This window comes from Mycobacterium sp. PSTR-4-N, from assembly GCF_022348085.1.
Classification (GTDB): domain Bacteria; phylum Actinomycetota; class Actinomycetes; order Mycobacteriales; family Mycobacteriaceae; genus Mycobacterium.
Map to the genome: position 1 here is coordinate 570585 of NZ_JAKRFN010000001.1, position 24056 is coordinate 594640.

Consider the following 24056-nt stretch of genomic DNA (forward strand, 5'->3'; position numbering starts at 1 on the left):
TTACCTCTAAAATGCGATGCGCGCGTGCGACGGATTCCCGATGATCCCGCATGACGATACTGACCCTGCGCTATTCCCGGCAGCCGCAGTGCATTTCATGCTGCCCGAGATGGGCGTGTCGCCACAGCGGCAGGGAACGGCGAGATCACGGGCAGGACACAGAACGCCCACATCTCTCCCACAGAGTCGCAGGCGGACCGGCGATGAGCGGGGCCTACCGATAGAGTTGCGCGCGATGTCTACTGTCGCCGCCGGAGCGGTTCTGTGACCCGATCCGCACCCCCTGCGCTGACGGTGCGCTACGACGGGTCCACCCGCACCTTCGCCGCCGGCAACGACGTCGTCGTCGGCCGGGACCTGCGCGCCGACGTGCGGATCGCCCACCCGTTGATCTCCCGTGCGCACCTCGTGTTGCGTTTCGACCAGGGCCGCTGGCTCGCGATCGACAACGGCTCGCTCAACGGGATGTTCGTCAACAGCCGCCGGGTGCCGGTCGTCGACATCACCGACGGTGCCCAGCTGCACATCGGCAATCCCGACGGCCCGTTGCTGACGTTCGAGGTGGGCAGGCACCAGGGCTCGGCGGGCACGACACCCACCACCGCGGTCCCGGTGCCGAGCCGCCCGAGCGGTCAGTGGCCGAGCCAGCCGGTCAGCCATCCGGGCGCCCCCACGCGGCCGCCCGCCGCGCGCTCCTACCCCACCGCCGGACCGCGCACCGGCTACCCGCCGCCGCCGTCGCGCCCCGTCCAGCAGCCACCGATCTCGTCGCCGGCGATGGAGTCGACGGCCACCGTGATGGGACCCGCCGCTGCCCCCCGCTCGAGCGGCGACGGCAACCTCGCGACCAGCATGCTCAAGATCCTGCGGCCCGGGCGTGCGCCGGAGGTGCCGCCGGGCTCAGTGAAGATCGGCCGCGCCAGCGACAACGACATCGTCATCCCCGACGTACTGGCCTCCCGGCACCACGCCACCCTGGTCACGACGCCGGCCGGCACCGAGATCCGCGACAACCGCAGCATCAACGGCACGTTCGTCAACGGCTCACGGATCGAGACGCAGCTGCTGGCCGACGGCGACACCGTCACGATCGGCAACGTCGACCTGGTCTTCCGGGACGGCACGCTGGTCCGGCGCACCGAGACAGCGGCCGCGACGGCGACCGGCGGTCTGGACGTGCACGGGGTGACGTGGACGATCGAGAACAACAAGACGCTGCTCGACAACATCTCGATCTCCGCCCGGCCGGGCACGCTGACCGCGGTGATCGGCCCGTCGGGTGCGGGCAAGTCCACCTTCGCCCGTCTGGTGGCGGGCTACACCCACCCGACGACGGGGCAGGTGTCGTTCGAAGGTCATGACGTCCACGCCGAGTACGCCTCGCTGCGCTCCCGGATCGGGATGGTGCCGCAGGACGACGTCGTCCACGGCCAGCTGACCGTGCGGCAGGCCCTGATGTACGCCGCGGAATTGCGGCTGCCGCCCGACACCACGAAGGCCGACCGGGAACAGGTCGTCAACGAGGTGCTCGAGGAACTCGAGATGACCAAGCACCTCGACACCCGCGTCGACAAACTCTCCGGCGGCCAGCGCAAACGTGCCTCGGTGGCGCTGGAACTACTGACCGGCCCGTCACTGCTGATCCTCGACGAACCGACGTCGGGTCTGGACCCTGCGCTGGACCGGCAGGTGATGACGATGCTGCGCCAGCTCGCCGACGCGGGACGCGTCGTGCTGGTCGTCACGCACTCCCTGACCTATCTCGACGTCTGCGATCAGGTGCTGCTGCTGGCGCCCGGCGGTAAGACCGCGTTCTACGGACCGCCCAGCCAGATCGGGCCCTCGATGGGGACCACCAACTGGGCCGACATCTTCTCCGCCGTCGCCGGTGATCCGGATGCAGCTGCTCAGCGCTATCTCGACCAGCACGGTCCCCCACCGCCGCAGCCGCCGGCGCTGACACCGTCGGAGCTCGGCAACCCCACACGCACCAGCTTGCGCAGGCAGCTGTCCACGATCGCGCGCCGACAGATCCGGCTGGTGGTCTCGGACCGCGGCTATTTCGCGTTCCTGATGCTGCTGCCGTTCATCATGGGTGTGCTGTCCCTGTCAGTCCCCGGCGATGTCGGGTTCGGCGTGCCGGTGACGGCGGTGCAGGGCGGGGAAGCCCCCAACGAACCCGGCCAGATCCTGGTGATGCTCAATGTCGGTGCGATCTTCATGGGGACCGCGCTGACGATCCGTGCGCTCATCGGAGAACGTGCGATCTTCCGGCGCGAGCAGGCGGTGGGACTCTCGACGTCGGCGTATCTGCTGGCCAAGATGGTGGTGTTCACCGCGTTCGCGATCGTGCAGTCGGCGATCGTGACAGCGATCGCGATCATCGGTAAGGGCTGGGGGCCCGGTGCCGTCGACTCCGGTGCGGTGATCGGGAATCGCAGCCTCGAACTGTTCGTCGACATCGCGCTCACCACGGTCGCCGCGGCCATGGTCGGCCTCGCCCTGTCGGCGCTGGCGCGCTCGGCCGAACAGATCATGCCGCTGCTGGTCGTCGCGATCATGAGCCAGCTGGTGTTCTCCGGCGGCATGATCCCGGTGACCGACCGGATCGTGCTCGACCAGATGTCGTGGGCCACCCCGGCGCGCTGGGGTTTCGCCGCGTCGGCATCGACGATCGACCTGATCCGGCTGGTGCCCGGACCGCTGACTCCGCAGGACGATCACTGGAAGCACACCTCGGGCGCCTGGCTGTTCGACGTGGGGATGCTCGTGGCGATCAGCGTGGTGTACGTCGGGTTCGTGAGGTGGAAGATCCGGCTGAAGGCCGCGTGACGACGAGCGCAGCGAGGAGTCGTGACGACGAATTCTCTGCACGGAGGGCCCTTGCACACGCAATAGGATGAGCGGGGTTCTGCAAGGGGGGATTCATCACGTGAGCGACAGCGATGCGGCGTTGCGTGCCGTGGCACTGGATGCGGCATTGGCGGAGTTGCAGCAGTGGGGTGTGGACCGCTTCAGCATCGAGGGCGTCGCCCAACGATCCGAACTCGACGCCGATCTGATCCGCCGCTCATGGCACCGCCCGCAGGATCTGATCGTCGACGCACTGCTGAGCTCCACGTCGGTCACGATCGGCACACCGGACACCGGCAGCCTCGCCGACGATCTGGGTGCGCTCGCGGAATCGGTGAGCGCCTACCTGAACGATCCCGTCGGCCGCCGCATCGCGCGGATGCTCGTCATCGACAGCAAGTCCCACACCGTGGACGACGAGGCCAGGCTGCTGCTGTGGCGCCGGCACCTCCAGATGATGGAAACCATCGTCGAGCGCGCCACCCAGCGCGGCGAATTCCGTCCCGAGGTTCGGCCCATCACCGTGCTGCAACTGCTCGTTTCGCCGCTGCAGACCTGCGCGCTGTACACCAGCGCGCGGGTCGAACACGACTATTGCCGCGCAGTCGCCGACCTGGTGACGCGCGCGGTCAGCACCGCGAGTTGACCTCAGCCGCCGTGGATGTCGAGACCGTGCGCGGCAGCGAACGCGAGTGCTTGCTCGATGTCGATCTTGGCGCCGCGCAGCGTGGCCGTCGTCCAGAACGTCGGGTCCGCGCGCGCCCCTCGCAGATCCGCGTCGTCGAGGCGAGCGCCCTGAACCCGGGCCCCGGTCAGGTCCGCACGCGCCAGCACCGCCTCGCGCAAATCGGTGCCGACGAGGCTGACCTCACGCAAGCGGCACTCCGACAGATCGATCTTGCGTAGGTCCGCTCCCCCGAGGACGGCGAGCGTGAAATCACACTCGACGATCGTCACCGGCCGCAGCCGGCATTCGACGAACGTCGAGCCGAGGAAGCTGCAGTGCCGAAAGGCACTGTGCCACAACGAGGTACGCCGGAAGGTGCAGTTCCGAAAGGCGCTCCCGACATGCTCGGATTCCGACAGGTCGACGCCGGAGAAGTCGCAGGCGTCGAAAACCACCCGCTCCGTGCGTAACCGGCTCAGATCCTCGTCGCGGAAATCGGCGTCGGTGAACTCACGGTCGGTCTGATCGTCCATCGCGGTCAGCCGGCCGGGGTCAACCGGCTCAGCGCGTACTCGGTGACCGCGATCAGCGCCGATTTCGTCGATTCGCGATCCCGCGCGTCGACGGTGATCAAAGGGACGTGATCGGGCAGGGCCAACGCGGTCCGCACCGCGGCCGGTGGATGGCGCGGCGCACCGTCGAACTCGTTGACCGCCACCAGGAACGGTAGATCGCGGGCCTCGAAGAAGTCGACCGCGGCGAAGCTGTCCTCCAGACGGCGGACATCGACGAGGATGATCGCCCCGATGGCGCCCTGGATCAAGTCGTCCCACATGAACCAGAAGCGGCGCTGTCCGGGAGTGCCGAACAGGTACAGCACAAGATCGTCGCTGAGGCTGATGCGGCCGAAATCCATCGCCACCGTCGTCGTGGTCTTGTCGGGCAACCCGGCGAGTTCGTCGACGCCTGCGGAGGCGTCTGTCAGCAGCGCTTCCGTGCGCAGCGGCACGATCTCCGACACCGCGCCGACGAACGTGGTCTTGCCCGCGCCGAAGCCACCGGACACGACGATCTTCGTCGAAGCGGCCCTGGCATGCCCTGGCCTAAAGCGCTCGGAGGCCACGCAGCGTCCTTCCGATCAGGTCCCGCCGCTCGTCGGTGGTCGTCGTCGCGGACAGGGTGTCGTGCACCGTCACATAACCCTGCACCACCAGATCCCCGACCACGACCCGCGCCACGCCGAGAGGCAGCCCCAAGTGCGCAGCGATCTCGGCGACCGACAACCTGGCCGGACACACCGCCATGATCTGCGCCCGCACATCGGCACTCGGCCAGTTCCACGGCGGCGGCGTCGGCGCGGGCCCGACCGGGGCCTCCCACGGCAGATCGACGCCCGCGTCTGTGCGCCCTGCGGTCAGCGTGTACGGACGGACGAGGCGGGGTCCCGGCTCTTCGGTCACCGGTGTCTCATGAGCGCAACGGATTTCGTGGTGGCGAGGCGACTGCGGCGCCCACACGTTCGACGAGCACGGCCATCTCGTAACCGATCTGACCGATGTCGGCGCCGCGCGCGGCCAGCGTGGCCAGATTGGAGCCGTCACCCACCCGCATCAACAGCAGGTAGCCGTTCTCCATCTCGACCACCGACTGCAGCACGTACCCGCCGTCGAACAGCTGCGCGGCGCCGGCCGACAGGCTGGCCAGCCCGGAGGCAACCGCAGCCATCTGATCGGCACGCTCCGCGGGCATGTGCTCGCTGGCCGCCGTCAGCAGGCCGTCGGCCGAGACGAGGATCGCGTGCGACACCCCCGGTGTCTCCCGCGCGAACCGCGACACCAGCCAATCGAGCGACTCGCTCATCTGCTGTCCTCTCGATCCTCGCGGGCGTGCCGCCGCCCGGCCGCCACTCCGCCGAAGTGGCTGGCCATGCCGGCGCGCACCGCGTCGGGATCGCGGACCAGGGGGGCGCCGCCCGCCGCATCGGTGTGCTGCGCGGCGCCGGGGACCAGCCGGGCACCGGGACGGCGGATGGGCAGACCCTCGGGGGTGCGTTCCTGCACGGGTGCAGCCTGGGCGGCGGCCGCCGCCGACCAGCCGTGATCCCAGACGGTCTGCCAGTTCAGGTCGGTGCTGTGGGACAGCTCGTGCGGGTCGACGAGCCACTCGGAGAGCATCGTCTGATAGATCGCGTCGTCGTCGGAGTCGTCCCTGGCGTGCCGCGCGCGGGTGTGGCCGTTCTGCGCGGGGGCGACGACGGGCCGGGGGGCGGGCGCCGGGGGTGCGGGCGCCGGGCGTGCCGGGGGTGCCGGTTGCGGCGGGGCCGGGGGTGCTGCCAGCAGCTCGGCCGGCACGTAGACCCCGGCGGTGGTGCCCGACGACGGCCGACCCGCGACGGTGTTGCGCAACCGCACGACCAGACCGTGCTGGCCGGCCAGCCGGCCCGCCACGAACAACCCCATGTGCCGGGCGGTGTACGGGTTGACCTCACCGCCGGACTGCAATCTGCTGTTGGCGACCCGCAGATCGGATTCGCTCATCCCCAGGCCGGCGTCGGCGACCTCGAGCACCAGGCCGCCGTTGCTGGTACGGGCCGCCGAGACCTGCACCGGGGCCGTCGGCGGGGAGTACCGCAGCGCGTTGTCGAGGAGCTCGGCCAGCAGATGTACCAGGTCACCGGCCACCGCGCCGGTCACTGCGCTGTCCGGAAGGCCCTCGGCGCTGATCCGGTGATAGTCCTCGACCTCGGACGCGGCGGCGTGGACGACCGCCACGACAGCGACGGGCTCGGCGTCCTCGCGGGGGATGCGGGCCCCGGCCAGCACCATCAGGTTCGCCCCGTTGCGGCGCATCCGCGACGCGAGATGATCGAGGCGGAACAGGCTCTGCAGCCGGTCCGCGTCCTGTTCGTCGTTCTCCAGCTGGTCGATCACGGCGAGCTGCTGGTCCACCAGCGTTCGGTTGCGCCGCGACAGCGTCTCGAACATGTCGGTCACCTGCATCTGCAGCCGCGCCTGCTCGGCCGCGAGCACCACCGCCTGCTCGTGCAGTTCGTCGACGGCGTGGGCGACCTGGCCGATCTCCTCGGACGTGGGCACCGAGAGCGGCGCGACCGTGGGCGTCTTGCCGTCGATGCGGGCCTGCTCGACCTCCCGGGCCAAGTCCTCGTGCGCCACCTTCAAAGCGCTGTCGCGCAGGGTGCGCAGCGGCCGGACCAGGCTGCGCGCCACGAGGGTGACCAACAGAAGTGCGATCAGCAGCACCGCGCCGACGACCGCGGCGTCGCGGATCGCGGCGGTCCGAGCGGCCGCGGCCTGGTCGGAGACGGTCGCCGGGATCGACCGGGACGTATCGGTGATGATCCCGTCGGCGATGTCGCGGGTGACGCGCTGCGACGCCAGGAGGTCAGGGTTGTTCGGCAGCACCACGGCCGGGTCGGAGAGCAGCGACATCCGCTTGACCATCTCCGACCGCAGCGCCGCCGCGGCGTCGGTGGAGCCACCGAGGAAGGCGCCCATCGCCGAAACCGTGGACGGCTCGGTACCGGCCAGCGTGATCATCGACGAGCGCAATTCCGGCTCGGGCAAATCTGCTCCACGGTCGACGAGCATCTGCTGCATCGTCATCTGGCCGCGGGCACCGACCGCTCTCGCAAGCGCCTCGCCGGCGGTGCGGACCGTCTCGTCGTCTCCGGCCACCAAGCCGGTGATCGCGGTCTCGGCGGTGATCAGCAGCGGGGCGTACGTCATGACCCGGCTGCGCAGATCGTTGCCGCCCGACGTGCTCTTGCCGACGAGATCGCGCCCGAAATCGAGCAGCGTGTTCGTCGCCAGGCGCACCGCGTCGTCGACGTCGGTCGAGCTCAGTCGACGCTGCAGGTCGGCGGCCTGGGACTCGAACGCGGAGACGCTCGCGGGCACGTCACCACCGTCCGTCGCGCTCACCAGCACCGCTTCCACAGCGGCCAGGTACTGCGCGACGGCGGGCACCATCTCCGCCCGGGCAGCTGCGAGCCGCAACGTCTGAGCGGCCGAGGTCGCGGCGTGGATGCGCAGCCCGCCGAACACGCCGGCCAGCAGCAGCGGCACCAACACGATGGCCACGACCTTGACGCGGACCGGCCAGTTGGACAGCGCCCACCGCGGCGGCCGCTTGATCGAGGATCGAGCGTGATTCATGAAGCATCCTGGCTGATGGCGCCCTCGTCGGGCGGGCGTGAAGCGCCTGGCGAATGCGCTGAGTATGCCAGCCCGGTCATCGGGTCGCCAGAGTTCGACGCACAGGTGCAGAACCAGCAAAGACGGTGGCTCCGAGTCTGTTGTGGGCGTTGCGATTTCGTTTCAGACCCGTTGCGTGTCAGAGGGTGAAGTACCGCTGATCTGCAGGCACAATCGATGGTGACCCCTTTTGGAGGAGTAGCAATGACCCACAATGGCGTGGAGATGGCACTACTCGCCGATGCGTCCGAGATCGGCGATTCACCCCTGATGCGAGCGATGAGCAGCGAGATGGTCGACACCGACACTCTCGCCGGCCTGATCTCGATCGCGAGCTACGAGACCTGTCTGGACTGACACCCGTTTACCCTGCCAAGGGTGTTTCGGGTGATGTTCTACTCGCCGCGTATCGCGCCCAATACCGGCAACGCGATTCGCATGGTCGCGGGCAGCGGGTGTGAACTGCATCTGGTCGAGCCGCTGGGCTTCGACCTGTCCGAGCCCAAGCTCCGTCGCGCGGGGCTCGACTACCACGATCTGGCGTCGGTGACCGTGCACGCCGATCTGGAGTCGGCGTGGTCGGCCGTCATGCCGGCGCGGGTCTTCGCTTTCACCGCCCATGCCGACGCGTCGTTCGCCGACATCGCCTATCAACCCGGCGACGTGCTGCTGTTCGGGCCGGAGCCAACCGGGCTGGACGCCGAGACGTTGGCCGACCCGCACGTCACCGCCCGGGTGCGCATCCCGATGCTGTCCGGGCGGCGGTCACTGAACCTGTCCAACGCCGCCGCCGTCGCCGTCTACGAAGCGTGGCGTCAGCACGACTTCGCGGGCAGCGTGTGAGTCACCACGTGTCCCAGTGGGTGAGCTGCTCGGCGGGCAGCCGCTTGGCCTTCTTGAAGTCAGTGCCCTTGGTGTAGGCGATCGGGAAGAGCCCGGCCTGGCTGTAGGAGTCGAACGGGATGCCGAGCAGCTCGGCGGCCTGACGCTCCCCGTCACCGAGAAGATGCAGCGTGGTCCACGCCGAGCCGAGTCCCCGCGAACGCAGCGCCAGCATGAAACTCCACACCGCGGGCAGCAGCGATCCCCAGTAGCCCGCGCTGGCACCCGAGACGGTGTCGCGCGGCTTGCCCTCCAGGCACGGGATCAACATGACCGGAGCCTTCTCGAGGTTGTCGTTGAGGTAGCTCGCGGAGTCCATCACCTTCGGCGCCCGCTCGTCACGCTCGTCGCCGTAGGTGGGCTTCTCGGCGTTCAGGTACGGCGTGGCGTTGGTGCGGTAGATCTCGGCGAGCGCGAGCTTCTTGTCGGGGTCGGTCACGAAGACCCACTGCCAACCCTGGCTGTTGCTGCCCGTCGGCGCCTGCAGGGCGATGTCGAGGCACTCCATCAGCACCTCGCGGGGCACCGGCTTGTCGAAATCGAGGCGCTTTCGCACCGAGCGGGTCGTGGTCAGAACGTCATCGGCGGACAGGTTGAGCGTCGGGTTCGTCCCATGAGATGTCACTGTGCCGAGAATACTCAGCGGAAGTCGCGGGATTTGGACGCCACCTTCAAGCTCAGCGGGCCCATCCGGTCGGCCACCACCGTCACTGCGCCGGTGGCGTTCTGCACGATGCCCCGCACCACCAGCGCCGCCGCGGTCTGGGCCAACCGGCGGTGCCGCGCCCACACCGCCGGCATGCACAGCACGTTGACCATCCCGGTCTCGTCCTCGAGATTGACGAACGTCACCCCCTGCGCCGTCGCCGGCCGCTGCCGATGAGTCACCGCACCGGCGACCAGCACGCGGGTGCCGTCGGGCACCGACAGCAGCTGATCGGCCGGCACGACTCCCATCGCAGCCAGATCCTCGCGCAGGAACTCGGTCGGATACCGATCGGGCGACACCCCTGTCGCCCACACATCGGCGGCGGTCAGCTCCAGCTCCGTCATCCCGGGCAGTGACGGGACATGCGACGACGAACCCACCCCGGGTAACCGGTCGGGACGTTCGGCGGCGGCCGCCCCGGCAGCCCACAACCCTTCCCGCCGGGTGATGCCGAAACAGCCCAGCGCACCGGCGGTGGCCAGCGCCTCGGTCTGCGGCACGCTGAGCTGCACGCGCCCGGTCAGGTCGAGCAGTGAGGTGAACGGTCCGCGGGCCCGCTCCTCGACCAGTCGCTGCGCCAGGTCGTCGCCGATGTGCCGGACGGCCCCGAGCCCAAGGCGCACCTCGGTCCCCGCGTTCTCCAGCGTGGCGTGGGCGAGGCTGGCGTTGACGTCCGGGCCGTGCACCACCACGCCGTGGCGACGGGCATCGGCGACCAGGGACTGCGGCGAGTAGAAGCCCATCGGCTGCGCACGCAGCAGCGCGGCGCAGAACGCCGCCGGATGGTGCAGCTTGAACCACGACGAGTAGAACACCAGTGAGGCGAAACTCAGCGAATGGCTCTCGGGGAAGCCGAAATTCGCGAACGCCTCGAGCTTCTCGTAGATCCGCTGCGCCACGTCCCCGGTGATGCCGTGCAGTTCGGCCATTCCGTCGAAGAACCGACCCCGCAGCCGCCGCATCTTCTCTGTCGAGCGTTTCGAGCCCATGGCGCGGCGCAGCTGATCGGCCTCGGCGGCCGAGAAGCCCGCACAGTCCACGGCCAGCTGCATGAGCTGCTCCTGGAACAGCGGCACTCCCAATGTCTTTCGCAGGGCCGACTCCATCGACGGGTGGTCGTAGGTGACCTCTTCTTCACCGTTGCGCCGCTTGATGTACGGGTGCACCGACCCGCCCTGGATCGGGCCGGGCCGGATCAGCGCCACCTCGACCACCAGGTCGTAGAACACCCGAGGTTTCAACCGGGGCAGAGTGGCCATCTGCGCGCGCGATTCCACCTGGAACACCCCGACGGAGTCGGCGCGCTGCAGCATCTCGTAGACCGCGGCCTCGGACAGATCCAGCGTCGCCAGGTCCACGTCGATGCCCTTGTGCTCGCTGACCAGGTCGATGCAGTAGTGCAGCGCCGAGAGCATGCCGAGCCCCAGCATGTCGAACTTGACCAGACCGATGGCCGCGCAGTCGTCTTTGTCCCACTGCAGGACGCTGCGGTTCTCCATGCGGGCCCACTCCACCGGACACACATCGGCGATGGGCCGATCACAGATCACCATGCCGCCGGAGTGAATCCCCATGTGCCGCGGCAGATTCGAGATCTGCTGCGCCAGATCGATGACCTGCCCGGGGATACCCTCCACGTGGGCGACGTCGGCCAGGTTGCCCCACTGGCTGAGCTGCTTGCTCCACGCATCCTGCTGACCCTGGGAGAAGCCGAGCGCACGAGCCATGTCACGGACGGCGCTGCGTCCGCGATAGGTGATCACGTTGGCGACCTGCGCGGCGTACTCGCGGCCGTAGCGCCGGTAGACGTACTGGATGGCCTCCTCGCGCAGATCGGACTCGATGTCGATGTCGATGTCGGGTGGCCCGTCGCGGGCCGGTGAGAGAAAGCGTTCGAAGAGCAGATCATTCGCCACCGGATCGACATTGGTGACCTTCAACGCGTAGCAGACCGCCGAATTGGCCGCCGACCCGCGGCCCTGGGAGAGGATGCCGTTCTCCCGGCAGAACCGGGTGATGTCGTGGACCACGAGGAAGTACCCCGGGAAGTTCAGCTGTTCGATGATCCGCAGTTCGTGCTCGATCTGGGCGTAGGCCCGCGGCGACCGATCTGGCGGGCCGTAGCGCTCCCGCGCACCCTGCATCACCAGGTGCCGCAACCAGCTGTTCTCGGTGTGGCCGGCCGGCACGTCGAAGGGCGGCAACTGTGGTGCGATGAGCGCCAGGCCGAACGCACACTGCTCACCGAGTTCGGCTGCGGCACTGACCACTTCGGGGCAGTGAGCGAACACCCGTGCCATCTCCTCCCCCGAGCGCAGATGGGCACCACCCAGCGGAGCCAGATACCCCGCGGCTTCGTCCATCGAGTGCCGGGCCCGGATCGCCCCCATCGCCATCGCGAGCCTGCCCCGCCCCGGCTCGGCGAAATGTGCACCGGTGGTGGCGACGACACCGACACCGAAGCGCGGCGCCAGCGCGGCCAGGGCGGCGTTGCGTTCGTCGTCGTGGGGATGCCCGTGGTGGGTGAGTTCGACGGTGACCCGGTCACGGCCGAACCGGTCGACCAGATCGGCGAGCGCGGCGGCCGCGGCGTCCGGGCCGCCGGCGGCCAGCGCTCGGCGCACATGTCCTTTTCGGCAGCCGGTGAGGATCTGCCAGTGCCCGCCCGCGGCGTCGGTCAGCGCGTCGTAGTCGTAGCGCAGCACGCCCTTCTCCCCGCCGGCCAGGTGAGCGGCGGCCAGCTCGCGGGACAACCGCCGGTATCCCTCCGGCCCCCGCGCCAGCACCAGCAGGTGCGGCCCCGGCGGATCGGGATCGTCGGTGCGGCTTCCTCCCCCGAGGGACAATTCGGCGCCGAAGACAGTTGCCATGTCGAGTTCCCTCGCCGCCTCGGCAAATCGGACCACGCCGTAGAGCCCGTCGTGGTCGGTCAGCCCGATGGCCCGCAGACCCAGCCGGGCGGCCTCCTCCACGAGTTCTTCCGGCGTGCTCGCGCCGTCGAGGAAGCTGTAGGCGGAGTGGGTGTGCAGTTCGGCATACGGTATCGACGAATGCGGGGCCGAGCGCGGACGGGTGGGCGCGTCCGGTGGCTGGTACTCCCCCCGCTTACGCGACCACGCCGGGCTGTCTCCGCCGTCGCCGACCTGCTGGTCGATGGGCCAGCCGGCGCGGCGCGGCTTGCCGGTGAGGACGCGCTCCATCTCGCCCCAGCCCGGCGGACCGTTGTGCCAACCCACCCGGCCAGTCTATCGAACACGCGTTCGAGGCGTCAGGCGATCCTGCCGTTGCCGGGATGCGGCTCGTCACCGTTGTCGTCCGGCTCTTCGTCCAGCGTCGGTCGCAGCACGTAGCGGACCTGGTTTCCGCCGGCCATCCTGGCCTGTTCGATCGCCTGGTTGGCGATCGCGATCAGCTTGTCCAGCACGTCGTCGGGAGGCTCGGCCGCGAGCGGCGGCAGCGGTGTGCAGACCACGCCGATGCTGGCTGTGAGCCGCTGCGGCGTCGCGGCGATCGCGCCGCGGACCCGCTCGACCAGCGGAGAGGCGTCGGCGGTGGTGAACGTGTCGGCGATGAGGAAGTCGTGGTCGGAGACATGCGCGACGCTCGCGTTGTGTCGGACGGTCTCGCGCAGTGCCTGTCCGACCGCCACCCGGGCCCGGATGCCCCCGCTGGCCCCACTCAGGCCCAGCAGCAGCGAGAAGCTGTCGATGTTGACCGCGACGACCACCAGGTACCGGTCGTCGCTGCGGCTGCGCGACGCGAGCAGCGTCGCCACCGCCTGATAGAACGCATCCCGGTGCAGTAATCCGGTCAGCTGCTCGATGTCGCCGTGGTGGGTGTCGGGCTGGATCAGCACGAGCATCGCCCGGCAGGCGAACGCGACGAACACGTTGAGCAACACGATGATCCCGGCCGCGCACACGGCCAGCGCCGGATCGCTCGCGCCCACGTGGATGATCAGTACACCGAGCGTCACCGCGCCCACCGACCAGACCATCGCCAGCAGGCGCGGCGTGTGGAAGCTCACCACGAACGCCGTCAGCACCGCGTAGTTGGCCGCCCCGGTCAGCCCGACCACCGGATTGGTCTGGATGAGCACTGACACCCCGATGGCCACCGACGCCACCAGCACGCACAGCAGCGACTGCGCACGCGAGGGCCAGTGCGCCCGCAGCCACAGCATGGACAGCGCGAAACAGCTGACCGCGATGACCACGGTGGCGGTCTCCCCGGCCGACGTCTGAGGGCCCGCCGGGCTGGCGAGAAGTCCGAGAGGGAGGATGCCGAGAGAGGCGATGCAGAGGGCGATCAGCCGGCAGGTGGCGGTCTGCATGCCCCGGGCGGCGAGGATCGCAGTAAACCAGTAGAAGTGATCGGCACCCCACAGCGCAGCGCCGATACCGCCGAGCCGTGAAACACGCAAACGGTCAAGCATGTCCGTCCCCGTATCGAGCCCCGTTGCGGCTCAGGTCACAACCCCCACCCACAGGCGAAGATTACCAGCGCAGCAAATAGTTGCCCACAGAAATGACCGGGAGAAGTGTCACACCGTGTCAGCCTGTATCAGTCCAGGAACTCCGCGTCCCCGTCCTCGAGCACCAGCCGGGCGTTGGATCCATCCGGACCGGCCGCCTCGGTGCGGAAGACCGCGCGGCCCGCGCCAGAGCGCCAAATCGACGTCGACAGCGTGTCGCCGGGGAACACCGGAGAGGTGAACCGCGCCGAGATCGCCGTGACGCGGGTGGCGTCACCGGCCCCCAGTTCGGCGACGAGCGCGCGTCCGGCAACCCCATAGGTGCACAGTCCGTGCAGGATCGGTTTCGGGAAACCGGCCAATCCAGCAAACCACGGATCGCTGTGAAGCGGGTTGCGGTCACCAGAGAGCCGATACAGCAGCGCCTGGTCCTCCCGGGTCGGCAGAACGACCGTGGCATCGGGCGCGCGATCCGGGATCTCCGGCGCGGCCGGCCGCGTTCCGGGCTGACCGCCGAAGCCGCCGGCACCACGGATCACCAGCGTGGTCAACGTCTCCGCGACCGCGTCGCCGGTCTCCGGATCGCTGCCGGTGGCCTTGAGCATGACGATGGCATTCTTGCCCTCACCCTTGTCCTGAATGTCGGCGACCTCGTTGACGACGCTGAGCTCGCCGGCGGCCGGCAGCGGCGCGAACAGGCGGATGCTCTGCGAGCCGTGCAGCAGCTTGGAGAAGTCGAACGATCCGATTGCCCCGGCCGCGGCGAACGGAGAGCATGCGATGACCGCGTAGGTGGGCAGCACCTGCTGCGCGATGTCGTGGCTGTTCTCGGTGGTGAACGCCAGATCAGCCGTACCCGCTCCGACGCCGAGCGCATAGAGCAGCGTGTCGCGGTCCTTCCACCGGTAGGTCTGCGGCGGGGTGGTGACGCCAACGGCGTTCGGATCGATGGGCATGAGTCATTGCCTATGCCATCGCGGTGCGCCTTGGCAAGCCTTTCGTCTTCGGCGCGCCCGGGAGTGCGTCTTCTGTGACGATGATCCGATGGCCGAGAGCTATCCCCGTGACATGGTCGGCTACGGCCGCACCCCGCCTGACCCGCAGTGGCCGGGCGGCGCCGCGATCGCCGTGCAGTTCGTCCTCAATTACGAGGAGGGTGCCGAGAATTCGGTGCTCGACGACGATCCGGCCTCGGAGACGTTCCTGTCGGAGATGACGCCTGCCGAGGCGTTCGGCGACCGGCACATGAGCATGGAGTCGCTCTACGAGTACGGCTCGCGTGCCGGGCTGTGGCGGCTGCTCGACGTGTTCTCGTGCAGGGGCATCCCGTTGACGATCTTCGCCGTCGCCCGCGCCCTGCAACGCAACCCGGACGCCGTGAGCGCGTTCACCGAACTGGGCCACGAGATCGCCTGCCACGGCCTGAGATGGATCTCCTATCAACACATTCCCGAAGACGTCGAACGCCGGCACATGGCCGAGGCGGTTCAGATCCTGCAAGAGCTGACGGGAGCGCCACCGCAGGGGTGGTACACCGGACGCGACTCGCCCCGCACCCGTGCGCTCGTCGTGGAGCACGGCGGCTTCACCTACGATTCCGACTCCTACGCCGACGATCTGCCCTACTGGGTCCGCGTCCACGACACCGACCATCTCGTGGTGCCCTATACGCTGGACACCAATGACATGCGGTTCGCTTCTCCCGCAGGCTTTTCCAACGGCGAGGAATTCTTTGCCCATCTGCGGGACGCCTTCGACGTGCTCTACGCCGAGGGTCTCGCCGGACGGCCCAAGATGCTGTCGGTCGGACTGCACTGTCGGCTGGCAGGCAGGCCCGCCCGCAGCCGGTCCGTCGAGCGATTCCTCGACCATGTGCAGTCCCATGAGCGGGTGTGGCTGGCCCGGCGCATCGAGATCGCCGAGCACTGGCGCCAGAGGCATCCGCCGCGGCGGTAGATCACCCGATCGGTGCGACGGCGAACCGCGCCGTCCGGGTGGCCAGCACGTAGTAGAGGCCGAACCCGATGCCACATCCAATGAACCAGCTGTACTGCGCCGCGGTGTACATGCCGACCACAGAGCCGCCCAGCAGCACCGGGACCACCGCCACCACGGCGGCGACCACAGTCGCGATGACCGCCGCCGGGTTGTAACCGCGGGTGTACCAGTAGGTTCCGTGCTCGTCGAGGGTGAACATCGCGTCGATGTCGACCTTCTGCTTGTGCACCAGGTAGTAGTGCGCGATCAGCACACCGAACAGCGGGCCGATGAACGCGCCGAGCGTCTCGAGCGTGTAGTGGATGACCTCGGGGTTGTTGTACAGGTTCCACGGTGTGATCAGGACCGATCCCACCGCGGCGATCATGCCACCGGCGCGCCAGCTGATCCGCTGCGGGCTGACGTTGGAGAAGTCGAACGCCGGGGAGATGAAGTTGGCCACGATGTTGATGCCGATGGTCGCGATCGTGAACGTCAACGCGCCCAACACGATCGCGAATGTCGAGTCGATGCGCGCGACGGTCGCGACAGGATCGGTGATCAGTTCGCCGAACACCGGGACGGTCAGCGACGCGGTGACGACCACCAGCAGCGAGAACAGCAGGAAGTTGACGGGCAGGCCGAGGAAGTTGCCGCGCTTGACCGCGGCGAAAGACTTGCCGTAGCGGGAGAAGTCGCCGAAGTTGAGCATCGGCCCGGAGAAATAGGAGACGACCAGGGCGATGGCGCCGAGCATGACCGGCACCGAATCGAGGCCCGTGTAGGTGACGTCACCGAGGTTGAGGTCGATCGCACCCCAGCCCGCCTTGTAGATCAGGTACCCGCACAGCAGGAACATCACGACGTACACGGCGGGGCCGCAGAAGTCGATGAACCGCCGGATCGCTTCCATGCCCCGCCAGAACACGCAGGCTTGCAGCACCCAGAGCAGGATGAAGCTGCCCCAGCCCAGCAGCGGCAACCCGAGGAACCCGTGCGTGTCGACGTCCGCGTACGGGGCGAGGCCCGGAAACAGTTTCAGCAGAACCACATCCAGGGCCGCCGAGGCCAGATACGTCTGGATGCCGTACCAGGCCACCGCGATCAGCCCGCGGATGATCGCCGGGATGTTGGCGCCCAGCACACCGAACACGCTGCGGCAGATCACCGGATACGGCACCCCGGTGGCCTGGCTCGGCTTGGCCACCATGTTGCAGAACACGTTGACGATCACGATGCCGATCAGCAGCGCGACGAGCACCTGCCAGCTGGCCAGCCCGAGCGCGAACAGACTGCCCGCGGTGACGTATCCGCCGACGCTGTGCACATCGGACATCCAGAACGCGAAGATGTTGTAGGACGACCAGGTCTGCTTGCCCAGCGGCGCCAGATCCTCGTTCGTCAACCGGGGGTCGTAACCGGGCTTGATGACGCCACCCCCGACGGGGTGACCCGATGCTTCGACGACGTCACCTGCGCCGACGACCGTGCCGGGCGGGAGATCCTTGACGGTCTGCGAAGAGTCGATATCGGTCATGGCCGGACGGTAACCAGGATGTGTTGCGGCGGTGTTTCCGCCGAAACACCCCGCTATTGCGGGGAAGATATATCCGCTGCGAGCAGGCCGGTGCCGGCGGGAAGCGTGGCGATCAGGGCGTTCAGGCGTTGGGAGTGCGTCTCGGACGCGGTGAGCAGCTCCTCCACGTCGCCGGCGAGGAACGCGCGCACCATCTGGCAGTGGTCGGCGTGCAGATCGGCTCGATCTGCTGCCCGCACGTGCACCATCGACTGCACAGGTTCGGTGACGTTCCAGGCGGATTCGAGCATGTGCAGCAGTCGGTACATCCGCGACGGCCGGGCGAGCGCGAGGTGGAACTCGCGGCTGCGCCTGTGGTAGGCCGCCGGGTCGTCGGCGCGCAGCGCGTCGTGCAGGACGTCGTTGGCGGCGGTGACCGCGGCGCGATCGGCGTCGGTGGCGTTGGCGATCGCCGCCGCCAGCGACGCCGACTCCAATGTCTCTCGGACGATGTACATTTCGCGCAGTTCCTGGCGGGTCAGCTGCGCGACCGCATATCCGGCGTTACTGCGGTGCGACACCAACCCCTCACCGATCAGGGTCTTGAGTGCTTCGCGCACCGGGATCTGGCTCACGCCGAAAAGGTCGGCGACCTCGGCGAGCGGAATGGGGCTTCCCGGCGGCACCGCGCAGTAGAGGATGACGCGGCGCAGCTCGTCGAGGATCGCGTGCTGGGGCCGGCCGGGCTTCTCGACGACGAGTTTGTCGAGCAGGGCGGACCGTCGACGGGACGGCATCACCGAACACTAGGGGGTCGATGTTTCGGCCGTGCTAACCGGGAAACGGGTGTTGACGTTTCTCGGCGGGCAGGTGAGCATGTCCCCCATGCGCTATGTCGTTACCGGCGGTACCGGATTCTTGGGACGTCATCTCGTGGACCGGCTGCTGGCCCGCCCCGGCACCGAGGCGGTGCACGTTCTGGTGCGCGGTCAATCCCTGAACAGGTTCGCGCACCTGGCCGAAGGTTGGGACCAGCGCGTATCGCCGCTGGTCGGCGACCTGACCGCACCGGCGCTCGGTCTCGGCGACGCGGAACTCGCGCGGCTGGGCCGCATCTACCACGTCATGCACTGTGCTGCGCTCTACGACATCACCGCACCGGAGGAACTGCAGCGCGCCGCCAACGTCGAGGGCACCCGGTCGGTCATCGCGCTGGCCCGCCGCCTCGACGCGACGCTGCACCATGTCTCCTCCATCGCCGTCGCGGGCACGTTCCGGGGCGAGTTCACCGAGGACGATCTCGACGTCGGCCAGCGGCTGCCGACGCCGTATCACCAGACCAAGTTCGAGGCCGAAGTGCTGGTTCGGTCGGCCACCGGACTGCGCCACCGGATCTACCGGCCCGCGGTGGTCGTCGGCGATTCGCGGACGGGTGAGATGGACAAGGTCGACGGTCCGTACTACTTCTTCCCGATCCTGGCCGCCCTGGCCGCGTTGCCCCGGTTCACCCCGATGATGCTGCCCGCCGCCGGCCGCACGAACCTCGTCCCCGTCGACTACGTGGTCGACGCGATCACGGCGCTGAGCCACCTCGACGGCCGGGACGGCCAGACCTTCCACCTGACCGCCCCGACGACGACCGGGCTGCGCGGCATCTACCGGGGTGTCGCGCCGGCGGCCGGTCTGCCCCGGCTCGTGGGGTCGCTGCCGCGGAGTGTGGCCAACCCGGTCCTCCATGTCCGCGGTCGCGCAAAAGTGGTGCGGGACATGGCCGCCACCCAGGTCGGTGTGCCCGCCGAGGTCCTGGACGTGGTCGAACTGGAACCGACCTTCACCCGTGCGCACACCGACGAGGCGTTGCGCGACACCGGAATCACCGTGCCCGAGTTCGCCGACTACGCGCCGCGGCTGTGGCGCTACTGGGCGCAGCATCTGGACCCGAACCGGGCGCGACGCGACGATCCGTTGGTCGGCCGGCACGTCATCATCACCGGCGCCTCGAGCGGGATCGGCCGAGCCTCGGCGATCGCGGTGGCCGCCCGGGGCGCGTGCGTGTTCGCGTTGGGCCGCAACGCCGACGCACTCGACGAGGTGGTGGCCGAGATCCGCGCCGCCGGCGGAGCTGCCCACGCGTTCTGCTGCGACGTCACCGACTCGGCGGCCGTCGAGCACACCGTCGCCGACATCCTCGAGCGGTTCGGGCACGTCGACTACCTGGTCAACAACGCCGGGCGATCGATCCGGCGCTCGGTGATCGCATCGACGGACAGGTTGCACGATTACGAACGCGTGATGGCGGTCAACTACTTCGGCCCGGTGCGGATGGTGCTCGCCCTTCTCCCCCACTGGCGCGAGCGGCAGTTCGGTCACGTCGTCAACGTCTCCAGCGCCGGCGTGCAGGCGGGCAACCCGAAGTACAGCGCCTACATCCCCAGCAAGGCGGCGTTGGATGCGTTCTCCGAAGTCGTTGGCACCGAGACCCTTTCGGATCACATCACGTTCACCAACATCCACATGCCCCTTGTCGCCACCCCGATGATCGCGCCGTCGCGTAGGCTCAACCCGATGCCTCCGATCACCGCCGAACACGCGGCCGCCATGGTCATCCGCGGGCTGGTCGACAAGCCGCCGCGTATCGACACGCCGGTCGGCACGCTCTCCGATATCGGTACGTATTTCACGCCTCGGCTCTCGCGGCGGGTGTTGCACCAGCTGTATCTGGGCTATCCGGATTCGCCTGCCGCCCGCGGTGTCGCCGAGCACCGGCCTGCCGTGGCCCCTCGTTCCCGGCGGCCGCGGCGCACGGTGCCGTCGGTGCGCGTGCCGCGTCCGGTCAAGCAGGCGGTGCGACTGGTGCCCGGCGTGCACTGGTGAAGGCAGCACGTCTGCCGGTCTTCTGCGACGTCGACACCGGCGTCGACGACGCGATGGCGCTGGTGTACCTGTTCGGCAGTGCCGAGGCAGAGGTGGTGGGTATCGCTTCGACCGCGGGGAACGTCGGTGTGCAACAGGTATGCCAGAACAACCTCGGCCTTCTCGAATTGTGCGGCATCACAGGGGTTCCGGTGTCCAAGGGTGCGGATGCGCCGCTGGCGACGCCGTTGCGCACCGCCGAGGACACCCACGGCCCGCAAGGACTGGGCTATGCGCAGCTACCTGCCCCCACGGCGAGCCTCACCGACCACGACGCCGCGCAGGCCTGGGTGCGGGCCGCGCACGCCCGTCCGGGCGAGCTGATCGGGTTGGCCACCGGACCGCTCACCAATCTCGCGCTGGCCGTACGCGCGGAGCCGGAGCTGCCGAAACTGCTGCGCCGACTGGTCATCATGGGCGGTTCGTTCGACTATCGCGGGAACACCACCCCGGTCGCGGAGTGGAACACCAGCGTCGACCCGGAGTCGGCGGCCGAGGTGTTCGCAGCCTGGGACGGTGCGGACAATCTGCCGATCGTGTTGGGGCTCAACGTCACCGAGAACATTGCGATGACCCCGGAGTTGCTCAGCCGGCTCGCCGAGGCCGCGGGCGCGCCGTCGCGAGCGATGTCGGTGCACGACCCGCGCGGCACCGCCTCGACGGCCGAGAACCCCGTGATCCGGGTGCTCGAAGACGCGATGCGGTTCTACTTCGAATTCCACCACGATCAGGGTGAGGGGTACCTGGCCCACCTGCACGATCCGCTGGCCGCGGCAGTGGCGTTGGACCCCGGTCTGGTGACCTACCGAACTGCCCCCGTCGATGTCGAGCTCGCCGGAACTCTGACGCGCGGTATGACGATCGCCGACTGGAGCGGCCACTGGGGCCGCGAACCCAACGCCCTGATCGGCATCGACGTCGATCCGGCGGCGTTCTTCGACCACTTCATCGAGCGGGTGGGGGCGTTCGCGCGGACGCTCAGTCGTCGGTAACGGTGAGCTTCACGTCGATGTTGCCACGCGTGGCATTGGAGTACGGGCACACCTGGTGGGCCTTCTCGGTCACCTGGCGGGCGGTCTCGGCGTCGACGTTGGGCAGCGTGACTTCGAGTTCGACCGCCAGGCCGAATCCGCCGTTGTCGAGCTGACCGATCGACACCCGGGCGCCCACCGCCGAATCCGAGACGTCGACCTTGTCCTGGCGGGCAACCAGGCGCAGCGCGGAGTGGAAGCACGCCGCGTAGCCGACGGCGAAGAGCTGCTCGGGGTTGGTGCCGTTGCCGCTGCCGCCCATCTCCGTGGGAATGGCCAAATCGAAGTCGAGCCGACCATCTGAGGACCGGCCGTGGCCGTCGCGGCCTTCCCCGGTGGCGAGGGCCTCTGCGGTGTAGAGCGTCTTCACGTGTCGTCCTTTCAGAGTGAACAGGGCATGCACCTGAACAATAGGACGCAATTGAGTTGTGTGCAATCAATATTGTGTTACTCGTATCTCCCTTCCAGGTACCACCTGCGCTGCCGGTAGCAGAGAAGCAGCGCCTCCTGCCGATCACCACCGTTGAGCAGGACCTGGGCGCGCGCGGTGCGGCCGCCGCCGGCCGCCGCGGTGTCCCACCACCGTTCGTCGACCGGCCACGGTCCGGTCCACCAGGACAGCCGACCGGACCGGCCGGGCGCGGCCAGGCGGGCCGGATCGGTGGAGAACAATCCCCGCGAGGTGACCCGGACCGGATCGCCGTGCTCGTCGAGCAATTCCACCGGGTCGTCGAGCAGCACCGACGGCGAGGGCTCGGGAAGCTGCCCGGGCCACGGCTGCCGGGGATCGGCCCGGGGGACGAGCTCGTCGCCGAGCGGGGTGAGGGTGATCCGCTCGGCGGGGCCCCGTCCGCCGCTGAGGACCGGGACCTTCACCGCATCGGGCCCGAGCAACCCCTGCACCCGCACCAGCGCCCGACGCGCACGGAGCCGATCCTCCTCCCCGATCCCACCCCACAGCGGGAGCTGCAGCGCCTCGGCCGAGACCACCTCCACCGGGCGCAGCCGCAGCATCGTGATCGGCGCCCCGGGACGGTCCTGCTCCCGCCGGCGGTTGAGCCATCCGTCGAGCTGCCACCGCACCCGGTCGGCGGTGGCGTCTTCGGTGAGCGGCTCGGCGCATCGCCAGACCCGTTCGAGCTCGCCACCGTTCGCGGTCACCGCATGGATCGCCAGTCGGGTACAGCCCACTCCCGCCGCCTCGAGGCTGCGATGCAGCCGGCCGGCCAGCGCCCGCCCGGCGAAGGCCGCTGCATCCACCCGCTCGATGGGCGGATCGCAGTCCATCTCGACGTCGAGTTCCCGATCGGGCTCGCGCCCCGATGGCCCCCGGCCGGGCTCACCGCGCGCCAGCTGGTGGGCGACCACCGCGTCGGCTCCGAAGCGGGACGCCACATCGCTGCGGGACACCTCGGCGAATTGTCCTATCGTCCGAATTCCCATGCGCCACAGAAGATCCACGAGTTCTGCTCGCGTGCCGGAGGCCAGGCTGGGTTCGGTGGCCAGCGCCTTGACGGACAACCCCGACAGGAACTCCGCATCCGCCCCCGGGTCGATGATCCGTCCCGCTCTGGCCGCGAACACGGCAGTGGGCAGCTGATCGGCGATGCCGACCTGACACTCGGCACCGACCGCCGCCACTGCGTCGACCAGCCGTTCGGCCGTCACCTGCTCCGACCCGAAATACCGGGCGGCCCCGCGCACCGACAGCGCCAGCAGGCCCGGCCGCAACACCTCAGCACGGGGCACGAGCTCGTCGACGGCCACGGTCACCCGTTCGAAATGCCGGGCATCGCGCGCCGGATCGGCAGTGACGACATGCAGATCCGGGCACCGGGCCTGCGATTCCCGTCGTCGTATCCCGCGGCGCACCCCCGCAGCCCGCGCCGCCGCCGAGCACGCCACCACCCGGTTGGCGAGAGTGACCGCGACCGGCACCGTCGGTGGAAGACCGGCCGCCGTCGCAGCCGCGACCGCCGGCCAGTCCATGCACCAGAGCGCCAGCACCCTGCCCGACGATCGGGAGGCGGCCATCTAACCGTTCACCACACGCGGCCCGGCCAACCGCCCCCGGGCACGCATCGCCAGATGCACCCGGCTGATCCGCCCGCAGCCCGGCATGGGGGCCCCACCGCCCGGACCGGCGATGTCGAACCCGCTCACCGTGGCCTCCAGCCGAGTGGAGGCGCCCTGCCAGGTGCCGTCGGTGACGAGCAGCGTGCATCCCCGCTGGCGTGCACGAGCCACCACTGCCCTGGCCCGGGACGGCGGCACCGACCGACCGCCCAGGCCGAGCACCACCAGATCCATCCCGTCCATCAGGACCGCGGCCACCTCGACCGGATCCGCCCCCGGTTCCGGGATCACGGCGATCCGGCTCAGATCCGCCCCCATCTCCACCGCCGCAAGCAGCCCCACGTCCGGTTGGCCGATGATCGCGACATGACCCCCCTCGGCCGTCACGGCAGCGACGATCTTCAACTCCAGCGACCGCGCCCCCGACATCACTGCCACGGTTCCGCGTGGCAGTGACCCCAGATCCGACACTTCCAGCAAAGAATCTGTGGGCTGCGATGTCTCCACCGGGACTGCCGCCACGGGCGCGGGCCGACGACTGCCTCCCACCTTCCCCGACACCGACGCCATCTGCCGACGGAGCTGTTCCAGCTGCTCAGCACGGGTGACAGGGCATCGACTCACCGCCTTCACCCCTGTCACAACTGCACCGTGCATATCATCCGCCTCACCCGATGTTCGAATGTTTGTTCGACTCCGCCAGTAAACACCCGCCCTCCGACATCGTCAACCAGTCATCCGCAC

Annotated in this window: 21 protein-coding genes; 7 read left to right on the forward strand and 14 right to left on the reverse strand. The window is 68.9% G+C overall.

Translation table 11 applies throughout. The annotated features are described in order from the left end of the window. Positions 1–264: 264 nt before the first annotated feature. Together MHN84_RS02730 and MHN84_RS02735 are read left to right on the forward strand one after the other, a co-directional pair. Entirely contained in the window at positions 265–2832 is a 2568-nt protein-coding gene (locus MHN84_RS02730; protein ID WP_241203082.1) for an FHA domain-containing protein, read from the forward strand. A gap of 100 nt (positions 2833–2932) precedes the next feature. Beyond that, the gene (locus MHN84_RS02735; RefSeq protein WP_241203083.1) at positions 2933–3499 is read left to right on the forward strand and encodes a TetR-like C-terminal domain-containing protein; all 567 of its coding nucleotides are present in this window, start codon (positions 2933–2935) and stop codon (positions 3497–3499) included. A gap of 2 nt (positions 3500–3501) precedes the next feature. On the opposite strand, the gene MHN84_RS02740 is transcribed toward MHN84_RS02735, so the two are convergent. From MHN84_RS02740 to MHN84_RS02760, 5 genes are read right to left on the reverse strand one after another with little or no spacing between them, the layout of a single operon-like run. Next, positions 3502–4053, reverse strand: a complete 552-nt coding sequence (locus tag MHN84_RS02740) for a pentapeptide repeat-containing protein (RefSeq protein WP_241203084.1) — start codon at positions 4051–4053, stop codon at positions 3502–3504. Positions 4054–4058: 5 nt separating this feature from the next. Further along, a complete protein-coding gene (locus tag MHN84_RS02745; RefSeq protein WP_241203085.1) occupies positions 4059–4643 on the reverse strand; it encodes an ATP/GTP-binding protein in 585 nt (194 codons plus the stop codon). Next, positions 4624–4980 (reverse strand): DUF742 domain-containing protein, encoded by a 357-nt coding sequence (locus tag MHN84_RS02750; RefSeq protein ID WP_241203086.1) that lies wholly within the window; start codon positions 4978–4980, stop codon positions 4624–4626. The genes MHN84_RS02745 and MHN84_RS02750 overlap by 20 nt, the downstream gene beginning before the upstream one ends. Positions 4981–4987: 7 nt before the next feature. After that, complete coding sequence (locus tag MHN84_RS02755) at positions 4988–5380, reverse strand: roadblock/LC7 domain-containing protein (RefSeq protein WP_241203087.1); 393 nt, start codon at positions 5378–5380, stop codon at positions 4988–4990. After that, entirely contained in the window at positions 5377–7695 is a 2319-nt protein-coding gene (locus MHN84_RS02760; RefSeq protein ID WP_241203088.1) for a sensor histidine kinase KdpD, read from the reverse strand. Before MHN84_RS02760 ends, MHN84_RS02755 begins: the two co-directional genes overlap by 4 nt. A 243-nt stretch (positions 7696–7938) precedes the next feature. Here MHN84_RS02760 and MHN84_RS02765 point away from each other — a divergent pair, with 243 nt between their 5' ends. Then, positions 7939–8091 carry a hypothetical protein gene (locus MHN84_RS02765; protein WP_241203089.1) on the forward strand — a complete coding sequence of 51 codons (153 nt, stop codon included), beginning with the start codon at positions 7939–7941 and terminating at the stop codon, positions 8089–8091. 21 nt (positions 8092–8112) lie between these two features. After that, positions 8113–8577 carry a tRNA (cytidine(34)-2'-O)-methyltransferase gene (locus tag MHN84_RS02770; protein ID WP_241203090.1) on the forward strand — a complete coding sequence of 155 codons (465 nt, stop codon included), beginning with the start codon at positions 8113–8115 and terminating at the stop codon, positions 8575–8577. A 1-nt stretch (position 8578) separates the two neighbouring features. On the opposite strand, the gene MHN84_RS02775 is transcribed toward MHN84_RS02770, so the two are convergent. The 4 genes from MHN84_RS02775 to MHN84_RS02790 all read right to left on the reverse strand — a co-directional run bounded on the left by MHN84_RS02775 (position 8579) and on the right by MHN84_RS02790 (position 14755). After that, positions 8579–9241, reverse strand: a complete 663-nt coding sequence (locus MHN84_RS02775) for a nitroreductase family protein (protein WP_241203091.1) — start codon at positions 9239–9241, stop codon at positions 8579–8581. 14 nt (positions 9242–9255) lie between these two features. After that, complete coding sequence (locus MHN84_RS02780) at positions 9256–12561, reverse strand: error-prone DNA polymerase (protein ID WP_241203092.1); 3306 nt, start codon at positions 12559–12561, stop codon at positions 9256–9258. 32 nt (positions 12562–12593) lie between these two features. Next, positions 12594–13748 carry a diguanylate cyclase domain-containing protein gene (locus MHN84_RS02785; protein WP_241203093.1) on the reverse strand — a complete coding sequence of 385 codons (1155 nt, stop codon included), beginning with the start codon at positions 13746–13748 and terminating at the stop codon, positions 12594–12596. A 140-nt stretch (positions 13749–13888) separates the two neighbouring features. After that, positions 13889–14755, reverse strand: a complete 867-nt coding sequence (locus MHN84_RS02790; RefSeq protein WP_241203094.1) for a MaoC/PaaZ C-terminal domain-containing protein — start codon at positions 14753–14755, stop codon at positions 13889–13891. Between the two features lie 88 nt (positions 14756–14843). On the opposite strand from MHN84_RS02790, the gene puuE reads away from it, so the two are divergent. Further along, positions 14844–15755: an allantoinase PuuE gene (gene puuE / locus MHN84_RS02795; protein ID WP_241203095.1), complete on the forward strand. Its 912-nt coding sequence runs from the start codon at positions 14844–14846 to the stop codon at positions 15753–15755. A 1-nt stretch (position 15756) separates the two neighbouring features. Here puuE and MHN84_RS02800 read toward each other — a convergent pair whose 3' ends face one another. Together MHN84_RS02800 and MHN84_RS02805 are read right to left on the reverse strand one after the other, a co-directional pair. Beyond that, a complete protein-coding gene (locus MHN84_RS02800; RefSeq protein WP_241203096.1) occupies positions 15757–17313 on the reverse strand; it encodes an NCS1 family nucleobase:cation symporter-1 in 1557 nt (518 codons plus the stop codon). A gap of 53 nt (positions 17314–17366) precedes the next feature. Beyond that, positions 17367–18089, reverse strand: a complete 723-nt coding sequence (locus MHN84_RS02805) for a GntR family transcriptional regulator (RefSeq protein ID WP_241203097.1) — start codon at positions 18087–18089, stop codon at positions 17367–17369. 88 nt (positions 18090–18177) lie between these two features. On the opposite strand from MHN84_RS02805, the gene MHN84_RS02810 reads away from it, so the two are divergent. Together MHN84_RS02810 and MHN84_RS02815 are read left to right on the forward strand one after the other, a co-directional pair. Next, positions 18178–20166, forward strand: coding sequence for an SDR family oxidoreductase (locus MHN84_RS02810; protein ID WP_241203098.1), 1989 nt, complete (start codon positions 18178–18180; stop codon positions 20164–20166). Then, on the forward strand, positions 20163–21197 hold the full coding sequence (locus MHN84_RS02815; RefSeq protein WP_374238298.1) for a nucleoside hydrolase: 1035 nt from the start codon (positions 20163–20165) through the stop codon (positions 21195–21197). The genes MHN84_RS02810 and MHN84_RS02815 overlap by 4 nt, the downstream gene beginning before the upstream one ends. Here MHN84_RS02815 and MHN84_RS02820 read toward each other — a convergent pair. The 3 genes from MHN84_RS02820 to MHN84_RS02830 form a co-directional block, all read right to left on the reverse strand. After that, positions 21184–21606, reverse strand: coding sequence for an organic hydroperoxide resistance protein (locus tag MHN84_RS02820; RefSeq protein WP_241203099.1), 423 nt, complete (start codon positions 21604–21606; stop codon positions 21184–21186). The two genes, MHN84_RS02815 and MHN84_RS02820, sit on opposite strands and share 14 nt — an antisense overlap. A 77-nt stretch (positions 21607–21683) precedes the next feature. After that, positions 21684–23270: a DNA polymerase Y family protein gene (locus MHN84_RS02825; RefSeq protein ID WP_241203100.1), complete on the reverse strand. Its 1587-nt coding sequence runs from the start codon at positions 23268–23270 to the stop codon at positions 21684–21686. Then, the gene (locus tag MHN84_RS02830; protein ID WP_255729754.1) at positions 23271–23969 is read right to left on the reverse strand and encodes a hypothetical protein; all 699 of its coding nucleotides are present in this window, start codon (positions 23967–23969) and stop codon (positions 23271–23273) included. Between the last annotated feature and the right edge of the window lie 87 nt (positions 23970–24056).

Excerpts from the sequence above, each read along its gene's own strand:
- MHN84_RS02740 (WP_241203084.1), bottom strand. The coding sequence starts at position 4,053 with ATGGACGATCAGACCGACCGTGAGTTCACCGACGCCGATTTCCGCGAC.
- MHN84_RS02755 (WP_241203087.1), bottom strand. The coding sequence starts at position 5,380 with ATGAGCGAGTCGCTCGATTGGCTGGTGTCGCGGTTCGCGCGGGAGACA.
- MHN84_RS02760 (WP_241203088.1), bottom strand. The coding sequence starts at position 7,695 with ATGAATCACGCTCGATCCTCGATCAAGCGGCCGCCGCGGTGGGCGCTG.
- MHN84_RS02765 (WP_241203089.1), top strand. The coding sequence starts at position 7,939 with ATGACCCACAATGGCGTGGAGATGGCACTACTCGCCGATGCGTCCGAG.
- MHN84_RS02790 (WP_241203094.1), bottom strand. The coding sequence starts at position 14,755 with ATGCCCATCGATCCGAACGCCGTTGGCGTCACCACCCCGCCGCAGACC.
- puuE (WP_241203095.1), top strand. The coding sequence starts at position 14,844 with ATGGCCGAGAGCTATCCCCGTGACATGGTCGGCTACGGCCGCACCCCG.
- MHN84_RS02800 (WP_241203096.1), bottom strand. The coding sequence starts at position 17,313 with ATGACCGATATCGACTCTTCGCAGACCGTCAAGGATCTCCCGCCCGGC.
- MHN84_RS02805 (WP_241203097.1), bottom strand. The coding sequence starts at position 18,089 with ATGCCGTCCCGTCGACGGTCCGCCCTGCTCGACAAACTCGTCGTCGAG.
- MHN84_RS02810 (WP_241203098.1), top strand. The coding sequence starts at position 18,178 with ATGCGCTATGTCGTTACCGGCGGTACCGGATTCTTGGGACGTCATCTC.
- MHN84_RS02825 (WP_241203100.1), bottom strand. The coding sequence starts at position 23,270 with ATGGCCGCCTCCCGATCGTCGGGCAGGGTGCTGGCGCTCTGGTGCATG.
- MHN84_RS02830 (WP_255729754.1), bottom strand. The coding sequence starts at position 23,969 with ATGCACGGTGCAGTTGTGACAGGGGTGAAGGCGGTGAGTCGATGCCCT.